We start from the raw sequence: 15,583 nt of genomic DNA, 5'->3' as shown, positions 1-15,583 counted from the left end.
AGTTTTCATCAAATACCGTTTAACATTTAAAGTATTAATTATGGCTGAAGTAATCGCACAAGAAAAACAAGGCGGCAAGCAAAAAAAGAAATTAATAAGAGTTGATATGACTCCCATGGTAGATTTGGGATTTCTATTGATTACTTTCTTTATGTTCACTACCAATTTTACAAAACCCAATGTCATGGATCTGGGACTTCCGGCAAAAGGAGATCCCCCTTCAGGGCCTATCGTAATGGACCAGGAAAATCAGGTGACATTTATTCTTGGAAAAGACAACCGGGTATTTTATCATCAGAGCAATGCAACAGATTTAAATACAAATAACCTGAAAGAGACCGATTTCAGTGGGATAAAAATTTCAAAAATCATTGCTGAGGCATACAAAAATGCTCCTAAACCTGAAAACTTCACCGTCATTATCAAACCGACTGATGAAGCCAACTATAAAAATTTTGTAGATATGCTTGACAACCTTGCTATTGCAAAAAAAGAGCGTTATGGCGTTGCAGATATCAAACCTTGGGAAACAAAGGTTTATAAAGACTTAGTTCAATAAAAGAGAAAGAGCATTTTAAAAATGCTCTTTTTTGTTTACATTTGAATCAGCAGGAGTTTCCTGGAGATCCTCTGCCTTATTTTAACCTTTTATAATTTTGATATCATGCTGAACTTTGAAAAAAAAGGAAACGGAAAAGAAACTTTAGTACTCCTTCATGGTTTTATGGAAAACCTCTCTATATGGAGTGATATGGAACCTCATCTTTCCAAAGATTTTTCACTTTTAAAAATTGATCTTCCCGGTCACGGACAATCTGAAATTCTGGATGAAGTTCACACCATGGAACTGATGGCAGAGGAGGTAAAAAAAGTTTTGGATCATCAGAATTTAGAAAAAGTACACCTATTAGGACATTCTATGGGAGGTTATACTTCATTGGCTTTTGCCGAGAAATATCCCGATTCTTTAAAAAGTTTGACGTTGTTCTTCTCTACCTATTTCCCGGATGATGAAGAGAAAAAACAACAGCGTATAAAAAGCTACAGAATCATTAAGGACGCATTTGCCCATTATGCAAGAGCGGGAATTCCCAATTTATTCAACCCAAATGAAAAAGATATCCTTGAAGGCAAAATCGAAGTTGCCCTTGCAACAGCTCTTTCCACGAACAATTTAGGAGCATTGGCCTGCGTAAAAGGTATGGTAGAAAGAACAGACAAAAAACACATCATGGAAAACCTGGAGGCCAAAATACTGGTACTGGCAGGTAAACATGACAATGCTGTAAAAACAGATATCACCATTAAAAACCTTCCGGACAGAACCAATATAAAATCTTATGTATTAGACTGTGGTCACAATGGCCACTGGGAAAAACCAGGTATCTGTGCAGAAATTATCAACACTGAGCTTTTACATAACCTCCCTAAAAAGCTTGTATTTTAAAAATCTATGAAATCCGCTATATACACGATTTTCTTTCTTACGTTATTAAGCTGTAAAAAAGAAAAACAAATTTCTACCGACAAGGTTCCTACCGACTCTCTTACTGTTCAAACAAAGAAAAAAAGCGATACGGTACCCACAAAACCCAATCAGCAGGTTTTCAATTTCGTAACCGATCTATGCACCAGCAAAGGATATTTTGATGCTAACAAATATACTGAAGAAGAAATTAAAGGAGCCTATACACTGTGGTTTGACCTGAGAGGAATCATGCTTGATACTCCATCTGTATTTAGTCTTCAGGACCTTACGGAAATAAGACGTGATAATGCCAAAATCCTGGCAAAATTAGATAAGGATTTTGCTGAGAAAAAAGCTTTTCTCAAGCATCTTAAAGTCGTCAATGTACCCTATTGGCAAAATATAAAAAAGCTGCAATATGAATCACTTCTACAAAAGTACGAAATGGAAAAATTGCGGATAGCAGCTTATTCTGATCCATCAATACTTCTAAAAAGCAATACCGGTAACAAATGCCGGAATTTTACCACTGCCTTAAACTCAACGGATGAACAGATGTTTTCGGAATGGAAAAAACTGAGAGAACAGATGAGTAAAATGAATGCAGATCCGGAAAGAATTATCAACCTGTTTAACGAACACCTCAATTCACCGGACAAAAAGGATTATGCTGCCATAGACCTGATTACCTTTGGATGGGGAAACTGTATGAACGGTGAAATCCAGAGCCCCTCACATGATGGCAGGATGAATCAAGAATTCGAATCCCTTTTCATCAAGATAGATGCTGACTGTGATGAGCCATAATCAGCATTTATAAAAAATCCTGTATATTAGTAAAGCATAATTGACGCAATGGGTTTATTCTCGTTCAAAAAAAAGAAACCACCAGTTATCGGCCTTACTCTTTCAGGCGGAGGAATGCGTGGGATTGCACATATTGCCGTTCTGAAGGCCCTGGAAGAATATAATCTGAAACCACAAATTATTTCCGGAACCAGTGCCGGCTCTATTATAGGCGCTTTCTATTCTTTTGGAAAAACACCCGATGAGATGATGGAAATCGTCAAACATACTTCTTTTTTTTCAAGGTCATCTCTGAAGCTGTCAAAAAATGGAATTTTCAGTTCCAATTTTATTTTAAAACTTTTTAAGGATTATTTTCCCGAAGATAATTTCAATATTTTAAAAATACCGGTTTATGTCACTGCCACGGAAATGACCCATGGTATTGTTGATTTTTTCTCTGAAGGAGAACTTTTTGGGCCCTTGCTGGCTTCATCTAGCGTACCTTTCATCCTTCCTCCTGTAAGAATAGGAGACAAAATCTATGTAGACGGAGGTGTTTTAGACAATCTACCTATTGAACCTATTGTGAATAAATGTGATTTCCTGATCGCCTCCCATGTGAATTCAATAAGCTATGATGAATTAAAAAAGATGAGTCTGATGAAAGAATTTGACCGCATACTTCACTTAGCCATTGCAAAATCCGTTTATTCTAAAGTGAAATACTGCAATATATTTTTAGACCCTCCCAAGATGACAAAGTTCAGCCTTTTTAATAAGAAATACATGGACGAAATGTTTCAGCAGGTCTATGAATATACATGTATTGAATTAGAAGAAAAAGGGTATAAAAAAAGCTCTCAGATTGAGAGCTTATAATATTAATCAGTTATTTATTATTCTTTAATCACTTTGAACGTCTGTTCAGAATCTGATGTTTTTACTTTTACCACATACACTCCTGATTTCAAATCATCCGTATTAACAGCGGAAATATTTTCTTTGACAGATTTCACTAATCTACCTTCAGCAGAATAGAACGTTACCTCTGTTATTTTCCTATCAGCTGTAGCAATATTCAAAATATCTTTCATAGGATTCGGATAGACGGCAAGGACTGATTTAGCCTTAGTTTCATTAACGCCAAGCGTTCCTGTAGGAACTACCATCACACTGTAATCTTCAGCCTGGCCATAGCCACTGGTTCCTGAAACAGCGGCAAGAGTTCCCCCTGAAGAATAACACGGACTTAAATAAAATGTTGTTCCGGTTGCATAATTCTTTTTCACTCTCATTCTTGTTTTTCCTAATGTAGCAGTGGCAGGAACAGCGATGTTTCCAGTTGCTGTTATAGCATCTATACCTGTAGAATTCGTTATCGTTACCGCAGTACCGGCAGTACCGAAATACACTTCTCCTGCATCTAAGAAATCTCCATCCTGATTCCAGTCAATATATACTACAATCTTAGTAGCATTATTACCATCTGTATTTCCTTTAAATGTAATCGGATAAGTTCCTCCCTGTTCTACAGAGGCTACTTTATTGGCGAAATTTTCATGAGAAGGGCTTGTTAATGCCTCCGAGGAAGTATTGGTCATATTACTGAACTGAACTGAAGTAATAGGCTCCACTCCGCTGGTGAATAGTAGGTTTCCAAAGCAATAAGGAGCAAATGAATCTCCTGTTACAAAACTATTCGTCTGGCATGCAACCGCTACACCTGCAGCATTTTTCGCTACCACTTTCCAATAATAAGTGGTATTCCCTAGCAGATTATTAAAGTCAGCAAATAAATAGCTGCTTGGAACTAAAGTTGTAGGGTTTGGATTGGTATCAAGATATACCTCATAGCTATCTACTGTAGCCCCGGAAGTTGGTGCTGACCATGTCAATGTTGCAGCATTTGGATTTACGCCTGTCTGTCCATTGCTTGGAGATACCAATGCAGCACAGTTAGGAACTGCAGTAGGAGCAGTATCACTGTTTATATTATCAAACAACAGCCTGAACATATCTGCAGAAGTAGCCTGGAAACCCACATATACTGTTTGTCCTACATAGGCTGATAAATCTACAGAGAAGAAAGTCCATTTATTAGGTGCCAGAGCAACCGGAGTAAGGACAGTGGTAAACGCTGCTGCCGTAGCCGTTGTAGTGGATAATTTAACAGCATAGCTTTCCACATAGTTAGGATCCTGATTTTTTACAAAATAAGTTAATCTGTCATTAACACCTGCTGTTACAGTAATTGCAGGTGTTACTAAATAGTCGTCATGTGCGGAAGCCGAATAATTAATTTGTGCAGCATTGGGTAATGAATACACACTTCTCGGAGCTCCGGGACCAAAGATAAATCCATTGAGATCTCCGCCGTTAATGACAGACCAACCTGCAGGTGTTGTAGTCCCTGCATCAAAGTTTTGAGAAAATTGTGCATTGGCAAAAAGCGGCAATGCAAGCAAGAATGCTAGTAATTTTGTTTTCATAATGGTTTGTTTTTTAGTGATTTACTTTCCTAAAGTACAATAAATCCAAATTAAAAACAAACTATTATTTAATTATTTCATATTTAAAAATTCTTCCTTTCCAATGTATTGCTTGAAATTTTCAATAGTTCCTGCCAATGAATCGTAAGATTTTCCACCTGCGGCATTAATATGCCCGCCACCGCTAAAGTATTTTCTTGAAAACTGATTTACATCTACATCATCCTTACTTCTGAAAGAAATTTTAATGAAATTCTCATAAAGGTCTTCCATAAAAAATGCGGCCATTTTCACTCCGGCAATACTGAGTCCGTAATTTACAAATCCTTCTGTATCCCCTTTTTGGAAACCATATTCTTTAAGTTCGTTTCTCGTAAGGCTTAAAACAGCTACTGTACCCTCATTCACTACTTCTATTCTCCCCAGGATTAAAGCCAGTAGATGAAGACGGGAAACCGTATTGGTATCCCAAGTATTGGAAGTTATCATAGCAGGGTCTGCTCCTTTTTCTATAAGATTAGCTATTATTCTATGCGTAGCAGCGCTTGTAGAACGAAAACGGAAACCACCTGTATCAGTCATAATACCTGTATAAAGACATTCTGCAACATCTTGGTCCACCAGTTTTTCATCATCCATCACTTCGATAAAATGATAGATCATCTGTGAGGTAGCCGGAATGACCGTATCAGAATATACATAATCAAATTGTTCAGGCTGCTGGTGATGGTCAATAAGAATTTTTTTACCCTGTGCTCTAACCAACCAGTCTCCCAATAGGCCAATTCTTGACGGAGCATTAAAATCAAGACAGAAAATCACGTCAGCTCCAGCAATCATATCGGAAGCCAGCTTTTTCTTGTATTCAGCGATGATTACTTTTTTAGATTCCGGCATCCACTTTAAAAATTTCGGAAAATCGTTAGGAACAATCACTTCAGCAAGAATTCCTTTGGCTTTCAGATAATGTTTCAATCCCAGACTGGAACCAATAGCATCTCCATCCGGGTTATAGTGGGTAAGAATAACTATTTTGTTTTCAGGTTTAAGTAATGTATTGATTTCTAAAAGTTCTGCTGGTGTAAACATCGTTGTGTTTATTTTCGTTAAAATTAAAGTTTTCAAAGATAAAGCTTTTATATAAATCATTTAAATATTATTTTTGCACACAGAATTTCGTTTCTGATTAGGGATTTGTAAGTTTCTGATTAAAAAACATTTCAAATAATTTTAAAAAAAGATAGTGAAAATTTGTAGCTTATAAAAATTTCTATATCTTTGCAACCTGAAAATAAATAGATTAATTACGATTTAAATATATAGTAATGAGTAAAAGAACATTCCAGCCATCAGAAAGAAAAAGAAGAAACAAACACGGTTTCAGAGAAAGAATGTCTACGCCAAATGGAAGAAGAGTTTTGGCTGCGAGAAGAGCTAAAGGCAGAAAGAGTTTAACTGTAAGTGCTGCACGCGCTAAGAGATAATTTCTACCTTATCATATACAAATCATGCTTGAAAAGATCTTTTTCAGGCATTTTTTGTTGTTAAAATTTACTAAAATTTAGGTTGTATAAACTTCTTTTTCTATTTTTAAAAGTTGAAAAATTTTGTTAGAAAACAGCCTTTAAAATTAAATTATGCCACATACAAATATCTCCGGAGACAATATCATAAGTTTACAGCATGCAAAGATTGCACAAAAAAACTTCACTGTTCTTACTGATGTAAATCTTAACATTAAGAAAGGTAGATTCTGCTATCTTATCGGAAAAACAGGTTCCGGAAAAAGCTCACTTTTAAAAACCCTTTACGGTCATATTCCATTAGCATCAGGGCATGGATCTGTTGTTGGATTTGAGCTGGCAAAGCTAAAACCTTCTGACATTCCAAACCTTAGAAGAAAATTAGGAATTGTATTCCAGGATTTCCAGTTACTTTCAGACAGAACTGTTGAAAAGAACTTAAAATTCGTCCTTGAAGCTACAGGATGGAATGATAAAGTAAAAATGGAAGACCGTATCAATGAGGTATTGGGAAGTGTGAACATGAAAAGTAAAAAGCATAAAATGCCACACGAGCTTTCCGGAGGAGAACAGCAGCGTATTGCCATTGCAAGAGCTTTACTGAATCACCCGGACCTTATCCTGGCGGATGAGCCAACAGGAAACCTGGATCCGGAAACCTCTAATGAAATTATGACTTTACTAAAGCAGGTAGCCCTTGAAAATGGAGCCGCAGTAGTAATGGCAACACATGATTATCATATGATCCAGAACTTCCCGGGCGAAGCAATCCGATGTGAAGACGGGAAAGTTTCCGTACTGGACACTGCTGAGCTATTTGAATAAGGTTTGAAAGAGTAAAGGATTAAATATAAGCTGAATAGTCAGCATCTAATGTCTAACCTTTACCTTCTATTAAAAATATGAAACTCTTTGGTGAGTTCAAGATATTGGTCCGAGTATTGTCTCGGACTTTTTTCTATAATAAAATCAGATTCTTCAAGATTTTTTTCCAGTAATGAGAATTCAAGAACCAATCTTTTAACTTTTGAATTTTCAATTCCTGTAATATTGACCCTACGGTTTAAAAACAAAGAATTTTCTTTCGCAATCGAAGTGAATACCTCTCCGGCTTCACTGGGAATAATCACAGATAAAAGTCCGTTTTCAGACAAAAGTCCGGCAGCATGGCCTATAAGCTGCTTAAAGTTCAACTCTACTGTCTGGCGTGCAATTTTATCTTTATCTGATACAGATTCTTCAAAATAAGGAGGGTTGGAAACAATCAAATCAAATGATTCCTTTGTATTGAAAGATTTAAAATCCTGATGTATATTCCTGAGTCTTGCCTGAAAAGGGGCATTTTCAAAATTAGCTTTTGTAAGCGCCACAGCCTCTTCATTAATATCCAATCCTAAAAAAACAGCCTCAGGATTTCTCTGTGCCAGCATTAAACTAATCAGCCCGGTTCCCGTTCCGATTTCCAGCACGTTCGATGCATTCTCAACATCTGCCAGCACACCAAGCAAAACCCCGTCTGTTCCTACACGAAAGACGTTTTCAGACTGCTGAATTTCAAATTGTTTAAACTTAAAAGATTTCACTATAAATTGGTAGGCAGTGTAATAATAAATGTCGACCCTTTCCCTACTTCAGATTTCACGGAAATTTCCCCTTTATAGTCTTCTATCATCTTTCTTACCATAGATAAACCAAGTCCCATTCCACTGTTTTTAGAAGTAAAATTAGGCTCAAAAATCCGTTCATACATATTATCAGGAATTCCTATCCCATTATCCTGAACAGAGATCATAACCCTTCTCTGATGTTGTTCTACATCAACATTAATAATTAATTTTCTATCTTCACTTTCTGCCTGCTTAGCATTGGTTACAAGATTGGTGATAATTCTGGAAAGGTAAATCCTATCCATACTGATCATGATATTATTTTTATTAGCATGCATAAAAACACTGTCATCATTGAAAACGCGTAAAATATCTTCAACTTCAGTATTCAGGTTGATCACCTCATTATTTTTTTCAGGAAGTTTTGCAAATTCCGAGAAAGCAGAAGCAACCGTAGCAATCAGGTCAATTTGATCCACTACTGTTTTACTCATCTGTTTTACCCTTTCCTTGATGTTTGGATCTTCCGGATCAAATTTCCTTTCAAAATTCTGAATGGTAAGCTTCATAGGAGTAAGAGGGTTCTTCACCTCATGAGCAACCTGCTTTGCCATTTCTCTCCAGGCTTCTTCCGATGCTTTGAAACGAAGTCTTTCCTTTTGATCCTGAATCTGCAGAATCATTCTGTTATAAGCTCTGGCCAAAGCATTAAGCTCATCATTTTTATAATATCTTATGGGCCGCATTTCATTTTCAAACAATGTAATACGGGTAATCATATCTGAAAACTTGGTAATTGTTTTTGCAAGACTGTTAGACGTCACCCAGCTAATCCAGATACTAAAAAGGATAAGGAATATATCTACTAAAAGAATGTATTTAACATATTGATGAAGAACATCAAGGTAAGCAGATACATTATGATATAAAGGAATATAAACCACCCCTACAGGTTCAAGCTCATTATTTTTCAAAAGAAGATAGGAAGAAGTAAGCTTGGCATCTTTAGAAGCATCATATCTGGTCAGGTCTACCCTGGCATCTGTAGATAAGATTTTATTGATGATTTCTATAGGAATCGTCTTCTGCTCAACCAGACTCTCATCTTTATTGGAAAGCACATAATTCCCTTTCAGATCATAAATAATAATATCATGTTGGTTGATATCTGCTATTTCAAAAATTTTATTGCCTAAAACTTTTGGCAGATCTTCTGTCGTGACAAGTGTCCGGCTAACAGCATAGTCCAGATACCTCATAACAGCATTGGTTTTCTCCTGCATGTCGATATTACTCTGCTGTAAAGAATTATTCCTTAAAACAAAGTACGGAACAAGCGAAGTTGCCACAACACTTAAAAAGCATACCAACAGGAAACCGAAAAACACCCGGTTCCTTAAGCTATATCCTTTATACTTATTTATTGACATCCTATCTTTTAATTAACCTAGCAATATACTTACCAATGATGTCAAATTCTAAATTTACCTGATCCCCTATTTTTAAATGGTTCATATTCGTAAATTCCCAGGTATAAGGAATAATTGCTATAGAAAACTGCGAGTCTTCACTTTTTGCAACAGTAAGACTGATTCCGTTTACAGTGATTGATCCCTGAGGAACTGTAACAAAATTACCATCTGCTTCATACTTAATGGTAATAAAATAGCTTCCGTCTTTATTTTCAATATTGACTACTTCTCCTGTTTTATCTACGTGTCCCTGAACAATATGACCATCTAGCCTTCCGTCCATTTTCATGCAGCGTTCAAGATTAACCACAGTCCCCAGTTCCCATTTCCCAAGATTGGTTTTCTCTAAAGTTTCATTGATGGCCGTAACAACATATTGATTATCTTTAATCTCAACAACAGTAAGACAACAGCCATTATGAGCCAGACTCTGATCAATTTTAAGTTCGTTTGTAAAAGGGCAAGTTAAAGTAAAATCTATATTGCTTCCTTTTTCTTCAATCTTCTCAATAACGCCAACTGCTTCAATAATTCCTGTGAACATATTATTTTTTGCTAAATTTGTAAATTATAATCTTCAAAGATAATCAAAATGAGCCCAAAAAACCATAAAGTACGAGTAGGAATTTCAATCGGTGATTTCAACGGCATAGGACCAGAGATCATTATGAAGTCTCTGAAAGACAAAACCATTACGGATTTTTTCACCCCTGTAATTTTTGGTTCGGGAAAGCTATTCACTTATCAGAAAAATATTTTCAAGCTTAATCTTAACTTCAACTATGTTAACGAAGCTTCCCAAGCCCAGGAAGGAAAACTTAATATGGTGAATCTAACAAAGGAGAATGTGAATGTAGAATTAGGAGTTCCTACAGAAGAATCCACAAAAATGGCCATTGATTCTTTGGAAGCAGCTACAGAGGCATTAATGAAAGGAGATATTGATGTTTTGGTAACCGCTCCTATCAATAAGGATGAAATGGTGAAAATGGGATTCAAACATACAGGACACACTGGATACTTTGAAGAAAAATTCAGTAAAAAGGGACTCATGTTCCTGGTCACTGAAGATTTAAAAGTAGCAGTGTCTACCCACCACATCCCTATTGCTAAAATTGCAGAAAACATTTCTAAAGAGAAAATAAAAAAACAAATCAGAGTATTAAACCAAACGCTGATTGAAGATTTTCGGGTTCAAAAACCTAAAATTGCTGTTTTGGGACTTAATCCCCATGCAGGAGATGGTGGTGTAATAGGAAATGAGGAAATTGAAATCATTGCTCCAGCGATTAAGGAACTTTCTGATAACGGAGTATTAGCATTCGGACCTTTTCCTGCCGACAGCTTCTTTCAGCCAAGTAAATACAAGAACTTCGATGCCGTTTTAGCGATGTATCACGATCAGGGATTAGCTCCGTTCAAAACATTAGCATATGAAGAGGGTGTCAACTATACAGCGGGACTTCCTTTTATAAGAACGTCTCCGGATCATGGAGTTGCTTACGATATTGCGGGGAAAAATATTGCGGATGAACAGAGTTTTACCGAAGCTATTTTCACTGCCATTAGTGTTTTCAAAAACAGAAATGAATACAGCGAATTGATGAGTAATCGTCTGCAGCCTAGAAAAATGGTTTCAGACAACGGAGTAGATGAAGATCTTCCTGATGAAACTGAAGCTTAAATCTCTAAAATAAGTTTTAAATTAATTTGTTTTAGATTTTATTTGTTATTATAAAAAAAATGCATATTTTTGCACACTCATTTTATGGACAAGTTAAGAAACTATGACGTAAGCTTTTCCGGACTTAAAAACGGAAAACACGAGTTCAAGTTTGAGATCGATAAAACGTTCTTTCAATTATTTGAAACTGAGCAGGAATTTACAAATCCTAGAATAGCAGTGAATGTCTTACTGGATAAGCACACTACTTTTTTAGAATTTGAGATTAAAATCCATGGATTAGTTGAGTTGGTTTGTGATGTCACAAATGAAGACTTTGACTATTCTATTGAGAATGAGATCAAGATCCTGGTAAATTTCGGAGAAGAATATGATGATAGCAATGAAGATGTTATTACCATTCCTTCCGGAGAGCATGCTTTCAATGTAGCACATTTGATATACGAAAATGTAATGCTATCCATTCCGATGAAAAAGATTTCACCTAATGTAAGTGATGAAGATCTTAAAGTACTGGACCAATTCAGCCCCAAAGAAATTGAAGAAGCTGAAGAGGAAGAACATGAAAGTGACCCTAGATGGGAAGCATTAAAAAAATTAAAAGATAAAAATTAAATAAAATAATTTAAATATGATGAGATGATGAATCTCATCGCTCATCAATTAAAAAAGTTATTACAAAATGGCACATCCAAAGAGAAGACAGTCGTCCACAAGAAGAGATAAGAGAAGAACTCACTACAAAGCTGTAGTTCCTCAATTGGCTAAAGATGCAACAACAGGAGAGCTTCACCTTTACCACAGAGCTCACTGGCATGAAGGAAAACTTTACTACAGAGGTAAAGTAGTATTGGAAAAAGAAGTAGCAACTACTGAAGAAAACTAATCGAGGGATTTTCAAAAAAACCTCATTTTAATACAAAAACCGCCCAATTTTAATAAAATTAGGCGGTTTTTTATTGTTTTTTACGTTTTTTTGGTATCTTTGACCCAAAATCAAATATCAAATTTATGGACATTAAAGACATACAAAATCTTATTAAGTTTGTATCTAAGGCTGAGGTTTCAGAAGTAAAATACAAAACTAAAGATTTCGAAATCACTATTAAAACTCCATTAGCTGGAAGCGATGCTGTATATGCACAGCCTGCAGTTTACCATACTGCACCACAAGCAGCAGCGGCTCCGGCACCTGTTGCAACTCCAGCTGCTGCACCTTCTGAAAAAGCTGAGGCTGCTTCTGATGACAGTAAATATGTAACGATCAAGTCTCCAATGATCGGAACTTTCTATAGAAAACCATCTCCTGATAAAGATGTATTTGTAAATGTAGGTGATGAAGTTTCTGCTGGTAAAGTAGTTTGTGTCATTGAAGCTATGAAATTATTCAACCAGATTGACTCTGAAATCAGTGGAAAAATCGTTAAAATTTTAGTAGACGATGCTACTCCTGTAGAGTATGACCAACCATTATTCCTAGTAGATCCATCTTAATTTAGAAGTTAGATGTTAGACATTAGATGTTAGATTAAATTCTACATTAAAATAACATTATCTAATTTTCAAATTATCTAATTTTCAAATTGAAGAAGATGTTCAAAAAAATATTAATAGCCAATCGTGGCGAAATTGCAATGCGTATTTTACGTACGTGCAAAGAAATGGGAATCAAAACTGTAGCAGTATACTCTACTGCTGATAAAGACAGTCTTCATGTAAGATTTGCTGATGAAGCCGTTTGTATTGGTCCTGCAATGAGTAAAGACTCATATCTTAAAATCCCTAATATTATTGCTGCTGCGGAAATTACCAATGCAGATGCCATTCACCCTGGTTACGGATTCTTATCTGAAAATGCTAACTTTTCAAGAATTTGTCAGAAAAACGGCATCAAGTTTATTGGTGCTTCTCCTGAGCAAATCGAAAAAATGGGAGATAAGGCTAATGCTAAGGCTACCATGAAAGCAGCAGGTGTACCTTGTGTACCTGGTTCTGACGGATTGATCGAATCTTATGAGCACGCTGTAAAAGTTGCTGAAGAAACGGGATACCCGGTAATGATCAAAGCAACCGCAGGTGGTGGTGGAAAAGGGATGAGAGCCGTTTGGAAAGCTGAAGACCTTAAAGATCACTGGGAGTCTGCAATTCAGGAAGCTGTGGCTGCCTTCGGAAATGGAGGTATGTACATGGAAAAACTGATTGAAGAACCTAGACATATTGAAATTCAGGTAGCAGGTGACCAGTTTGGTAAAGCTTGCCACCTTTCTGAAAGAGACTGTTCTGTACAGAGAAGAAATCAGAAATTAACTGAAGAAACTCCTTCTCCGTTCATGACAGATGAACTTCGTGAAAAAATGGGTGATGCTGCTGTAAAAGCTGCAGAATTTATTGGATACGAAGGTGTGGGAACTATTGAATTCCTTGTAGACAAGCACAGAAATTTCTATTTCATGGAAATGAATACAAGAATCCAGGTAGAACACCCTATCACTGAGCAGGTAATTGATTACGATCTGATCAGAGAACAAATTCTTCTTGCTGCAGGAACTCCTATTTCAGGAATCAACTATTATCCTAAATTACATTCAATCGAATGTAGAATCAATGCAGAAGATCCTTATGCTGACTTCAGACCATCTCCGGGAAAAATCACAGGATTAAACATCCCTGGCGGACACGGAATCAGAGTAGACACTCACGTTTATTCCGGATATAGTATTCCATCTAATTATGACTCTATGATTGCTAAGCTTATCACTACGGCTCAAACCCGTGAGGAAGCGATTGCTAAAATGAGACGTGCACTGGAAGAATTCTATATTGAAGGAGTAAAAACCACTATTCCTTTCCACAGACAATTGATGGATAATGAAGATTATCTAGCAGGAAACTATACTACAAAATTCATGGAAGATTTTGTAATGGATAGAAAATACGATAATCACTAAGATTATTTTAGAAATATATTATAAACTGCCTCTTATTTGAGGCAGTTTTTTTTTTTTTAAATAAATAATTTGTGTACACTCATTAATGGAGGATAATATTTCTCATTTGGTTTTTGCAAAAATTTATACGTTTTTTTTCTAAGGATCCTGGCTTATTACTTATAAGAAAGATTCAAAGTCTCCGACCTATTTCAGGCTATTGATAGAAACCGTGAATATGTGAAGGTAAATTTTCCCTTTAAAACCCCTCAATGAGCGTCAAAATATGCTTTTAATTATTACCACGCAGCATATTATCCTAATATTTATTCATCTCATTAATATTGCTTAAATTTGCCAAAAAGCAAAATATATGTCAACAGCAGAAAAAACAAAAAACTCACAGTATTTCATTGACCTTGAAGACAAACATGGAGCCCATAATTATCATCCTCTTCCAGTAGTTCTGGAGCGCGGAGAAGGTGTTTTCGTTTGGGATGTAGAAGGCAAGAGGTACTATGATTTTCTTTCAGCATATTCTGCTGTGAACCAGGGACATTCTCATCCTAAAATTGTGGAAGCTTTAGTAGAACAGGCTCAAAAACTAGCGCTCACTTCAAGAGCTTTCTATAACTCAAAATTAGGAGAATACGAGGAAAAAATCACAAGTCTTTTTGGATTTGATAAAGTACTTCCTATGAACTCGGGAGCTGAAGCTGTGGAAACAGCCGTAAAGCTTGCCAGAAAATGGAGTTATGAGGTAAAAGGCATTTCAGAAAATGCAGCCAAAATCATTGTTTGTGAAAATAATTTCCACGGAAGAACCACTACAATTGTTTCTTTCTCTAATGATCCGGATGCCAATCAGAATTATGGTCCTTTTACACCTGGGTTTATCAAAATTCCTTACAACGACGTTGCCGCACTGGAAGAAGTTCTGAACAGAGAGGCTGGAAATATTGCAGCATTTTTAGTAGAGCCTATTCAGGGAGAGGCGGGAGTATATGTACCGGATGAAAATTTCCTTAAAAATGCTTCTGAAGTATGTAAAAAGCACAATGTTCTTTTTATTGCAGATGAAGTACAAACCGGAATTGCAAGAACAGGAAAGCTCATCGCATGTCATCATGAAAATGTGCAGCCGGATATTCTGATCCTAGGAAAGGCTCTTTCCGGAGGAATGTACCCGGTATCTGCTGTTTTAGCAAATGACAGCATTATGAATGTCATTAAGCCCGGCCAGCATGGCTCCACATTTGGAGGAAACCCAATTGCCTGTGCAGTAGCAGTAGCCGCTTTAGATGTAGTAGCTGATGAAAAATTATCTGAGAGAGCTGAACATCTGGGACAGGTTTTCAGAGCCGAGATCGAAAAGCTGATTGAAAAGACAGACCTTATTACAAAAGTAAGAGGAAAAGGTCTTTTGAATGCTATTCTGATCAATGATGGTCCTGAAAGCTCTACCGCATGGAACCTTTGCTTACAATTAAAAGAAAACGGACTATTAGCCAAACCAACACATGGCAATATCATAAGACTTGCACCACCATTGGTAATTACAGAAGAACAATTACTGGATTGTGTGAAGATCATTGAAAAAACAGTATTAGAATATTCAAAATAA

17 protein-coding genes are annotated in these 15,583 nt (G+C 36.4%); 12 read left to right on the top strand and 5 right to left on the bottom strand.

Features of this window, described 5'->3' with window-relative positions; all coding sequences use genetic code 11:
- The first annotated feature begins 40 nt into the window (after positions 1–40).
- The 4 genes from JML65_RS14265 to JML65_RS14250 all read left to right on the top strand — a co-directional run bounded on the left by JML65_RS14265 (position 41) and on the right by JML65_RS14250 (position 3,136).
- Positions 41–559 carry a biopolymer transporter ExbD gene (locus tag JML65_RS14265; protein WP_047488777.1) on the top strand — a complete coding sequence of 173 codons (519 nt, stop codon included), beginning with the start codon at positions 41–43 and terminating at the stop codon, positions 557–559.
- Between the two features lie 105 nt (positions 560–664).
- Entirely contained in the window at positions 665–1,447 is a 783-nt protein-coding gene (locus tag JML65_RS14260) for an alpha/beta fold hydrolase (RefSeq protein ID WP_202271221.1), read from the top strand.
- 6 nt (positions 1,448–1,453) lie between these two features.
- A complete protein-coding gene (locus JML65_RS14255; RefSeq protein ID WP_202271220.1) occupies positions 1,454–2,275 on the top strand; it encodes a hypothetical protein in 822 nt (273 codons plus the stop codon).
- A gap of 48 nt (positions 2,276–2,323) precedes the next feature.
- On the top strand, positions 2,324–3,136 hold the full coding sequence (locus JML65_RS14250; protein WP_047488770.1) for a patatin-like phospholipase family protein: 813 nt from the start codon (positions 2,324–2,326) through the stop codon (positions 3,134–3,136).
- 17 nt (positions 3,137–3,153) lie between these two features.
- Here the strand turns inward: JML65_RS14250 and JML65_RS14245 are convergent, their stop codons facing one another.
- Positions 3,154–4,746: a T9SS-dependent choice-of-anchor J family protein gene (locus JML65_RS14245; protein WP_202271219.1), complete on the bottom strand. Its 1,593-nt coding sequence runs from the start codon at positions 4,744–4,746 to the stop codon at positions 3,154–3,156.
- A 72-nt stretch (positions 4,747–4,818) separates the two neighbouring features.
- Positions 4,819–5,835 carry a DHH family phosphoesterase gene (locus JML65_RS14240; RefSeq protein WP_047488763.1) on the bottom strand — a complete coding sequence of 339 codons (1,017 nt, stop codon included), beginning with the start codon at positions 5,833–5,835 and terminating at the stop codon, positions 4,819–4,821.
- A gap of 236 nt (positions 5,836–6,071) precedes the next feature.
- Between JML65_RS14240 and rpmH the strand changes: the two genes are divergently transcribed.
- Both rpmH and JML65_RS14230 read left to right on the top strand, forming a co-directional pair.
- Positions 6,072–6,230 carry a 50S ribosomal protein L34 gene (gene rpmH, locus JML65_RS14235; protein WP_039365072.1) on the top strand — a complete coding sequence of 53 codons (159 nt, stop codon included), beginning with the start codon at positions 6,072–6,074 and terminating at the stop codon, positions 6,228–6,230.
- Positions 6,231–6,383: 153 nt separating this feature from the next.
- A complete protein-coding gene (locus tag JML65_RS14230) occupies positions 6,384–7,094 on the top strand; it encodes a cell division ATP-binding protein FtsE (protein WP_047488760.1) in 711 nt (236 codons plus the stop codon).
- 59 nt (positions 7,095–7,153) lie between these two features.
- Here JML65_RS14230 and JML65_RS14225 read toward each other — a convergent pair whose 3' ends face one another.
- Genes JML65_RS14225 through JML65_RS14215 form a run of 3 tightly spaced genes read right to left on the bottom strand, consistent with a single transcriptional unit; the run spans position 7,154 to position 9,892 of the window.
- Complete coding sequence (locus JML65_RS14225) at positions 7,154–7,852, bottom strand: tRNA1(Val) (adenine(37)-N6)-methyltransferase (protein WP_202271218.1); 699 nt, start codon at positions 7,850–7,852, stop codon at positions 7,154–7,156.
- Positions 7,852–9,306: a sensor histidine kinase gene (locus JML65_RS14220; RefSeq protein WP_084085761.1), complete on the bottom strand. Its 1,455-nt coding sequence runs from the start codon at positions 9,304–9,306 to the stop codon at positions 7,852–7,854. The genes JML65_RS14225 and JML65_RS14220 overlap by 1 nt, the downstream gene beginning before the upstream one ends.
- Before the next feature lies 1 nt (position 9,307).
- Positions 9,308–9,892: a riboflavin synthase gene (locus JML65_RS14215; protein WP_047488750.1), complete on the bottom strand. Its 585-nt coding sequence runs from the start codon at positions 9,890–9,892 to the stop codon at positions 9,308–9,310.
- 48 nt (positions 9,893–9,940) lie between these two features.
- On the opposite strand from JML65_RS14215, the gene pdxA reads away from it, so the two are divergent.
- From pdxA to rocD, 6 genes are all read left to right on the top strand, one after another.
- Positions 9,941–11,032: a 4-hydroxythreonine-4-phosphate dehydrogenase PdxA gene (gene pdxA / locus JML65_RS14210; protein WP_047488747.1), complete on the top strand. Its 1,092-nt coding sequence runs from the start codon at positions 9,941–9,943 to the stop codon at positions 11,030–11,032.
- Positions 11,033–11,116: 84 nt separating this feature from the next.
- Complete coding sequence (locus tag JML65_RS14205) at positions 11,117–11,647, top strand: YceD family protein (protein ID WP_202271217.1); 531 nt, start codon at positions 11,117–11,119, stop codon at positions 11,645–11,647.
- 67 nt (positions 11,648–11,714) lie between these two features.
- Positions 11,715–11,918: a 50S ribosomal protein L32 gene (rpmF, locus tag JML65_RS14200; RefSeq protein ID WP_007843326.1), complete on the top strand. Its 204-nt coding sequence runs from the start codon at positions 11,715–11,717 to the stop codon at positions 11,916–11,918.
- A 125-nt stretch (positions 11,919–12,043) separates the two neighbouring features.
- The gene (gene accB / locus JML65_RS14195) at positions 12,044–12,526 is read left to right on the top strand and encodes an acetyl-CoA carboxylase biotin carboxyl carrier protein (protein WP_084085763.1); all 483 of its coding nucleotides are present in this window, start codon (positions 12,044–12,046) and stop codon (positions 12,524–12,526) included.
- A 98-nt stretch (positions 12,527–12,624) separates the two neighbouring features.
- Positions 12,625–13,980 carry an acetyl-CoA carboxylase biotin carboxylase subunit gene (accC, locus tag JML65_RS14190; RefSeq protein WP_047385963.1) on the top strand — a complete coding sequence of 452 codons (1,356 nt, stop codon included), beginning with the start codon at positions 12,625–12,627 and terminating at the stop codon, positions 13,978–13,980.
- Between the two features lie 352 nt (positions 13,981–14,332).
- Positions 14,333–15,583 (top strand): ornithine--oxo-acid transaminase, encoded by a 1,251-nt coding sequence (gene rocD / locus JML65_RS14185; RefSeq protein WP_202271216.1) that lies wholly within the window; start codon positions 14,333–14,335, stop codon positions 15,581–15,583.

It is taken from the genome of Chryseobacterium sp. KMC2, from assembly GCF_016756935.1.
GTDB classification, from domain to species: Bacteria; Bacteroidota; Bacteroidia; order Flavobacteriales; family Weeksellaceae; genus Chryseobacterium; species Chryseobacterium rhizosphaerae.
Note: the sequence above shows the minus strand (reverse complement) of the source record. Positions and strands in the feature narration are given on the sequence as shown.

Coding starts and splice junctions, on each gene's coding strand:
- JML65_RS14265 (WP_047488777.1), top strand. CDS start 41: ATGGCTGAAGTAATCGCACAAGAAAAACAAGGCGGCAAGCAAAAAAAG.
- JML65_RS14260 (WP_202271221.1), top strand. CDS start 665: ATGCTGAACTTTGAAAAAAAAGGAAACGGAAAAGAAACTTTAGTACTC.
- JML65_RS14255 (WP_202271220.1), top strand. CDS start 1,454: ATGAAATCCGCTATATACACGATTTTCTTTCTTACGTTATTAAGCTGT.
- JML65_RS14250 (WP_047488770.1), top strand. CDS start 2,324: ATGGGTTTATTCTCGTTCAAAAAAAAGAAACCACCAGTTATCGGCCTT.
- JML65_RS14245 (WP_202271219.1), bottom strand. CDS start 4,746: ATGAAAACAAAATTACTAGCATTCTTGCTTGCATTGCCGCTTTTTGCC.
- JML65_RS14240 (WP_047488763.1), bottom strand. CDS start 5,835: ATGTTTACACCAGCAGAACTTTTAGAAATCAATACATTACTTAAACCT.
- rpmH (WP_039365072.1), top strand. CDS start 6,072: ATGAGTAAAAGAACATTCCAGCCATCAGAAAGAAAAAGAAGAAACAAA.
- JML65_RS14230 (WP_047488760.1), top strand. CDS start 6,384: ATGCCACATACAAATATCTCCGGAGACAATATCATAAGTTTACAGCAT.
- JML65_RS14220 (WP_084085761.1), bottom strand. CDS start 9,306: ATGTCAATAAATAAGTATAAAGGATATAGCTTAAGGAACCGGGTGTTT.
- JML65_RS14215 (WP_047488750.1), bottom strand. CDS start 9,892: ATGTTCACAGGAATTATTGAAGCAGTTGGCGTTATTGAGAAGATTGAA.
- pdxA (WP_047488747.1), top strand. CDS start 9,941: ATGAGCCCAAAAAACCATAAAGTACGAGTAGGAATTTCAATCGGTGAT.
- JML65_RS14205 (WP_202271217.1), top strand. CDS start 11,117: ATGGACAAGTTAAGAAACTATGACGTAAGCTTTTCCGGACTTAAAAAC.
- rpmF (WP_007843326.1), top strand. CDS start 11,715: ATGGCACATCCAAAGAGAAGACAGTCGTCCACAAGAAGAGATAAGAGA.
- accB (WP_084085763.1), top strand. CDS start 12,044: ATGGACATTAAAGACATACAAAATCTTATTAAGTTTGTATCTAAGGCT.
- accC (WP_047385963.1), top strand. CDS start 12,625: ATGTTCAAAAAAATATTAATAGCCAATCGTGGCGAAATTGCAATGCGT.
- rocD (WP_202271216.1), top strand. CDS start 14,333: ATGTCAACAGCAGAAAAAACAAAAAACTCACAGTATTTCATTGACCTT.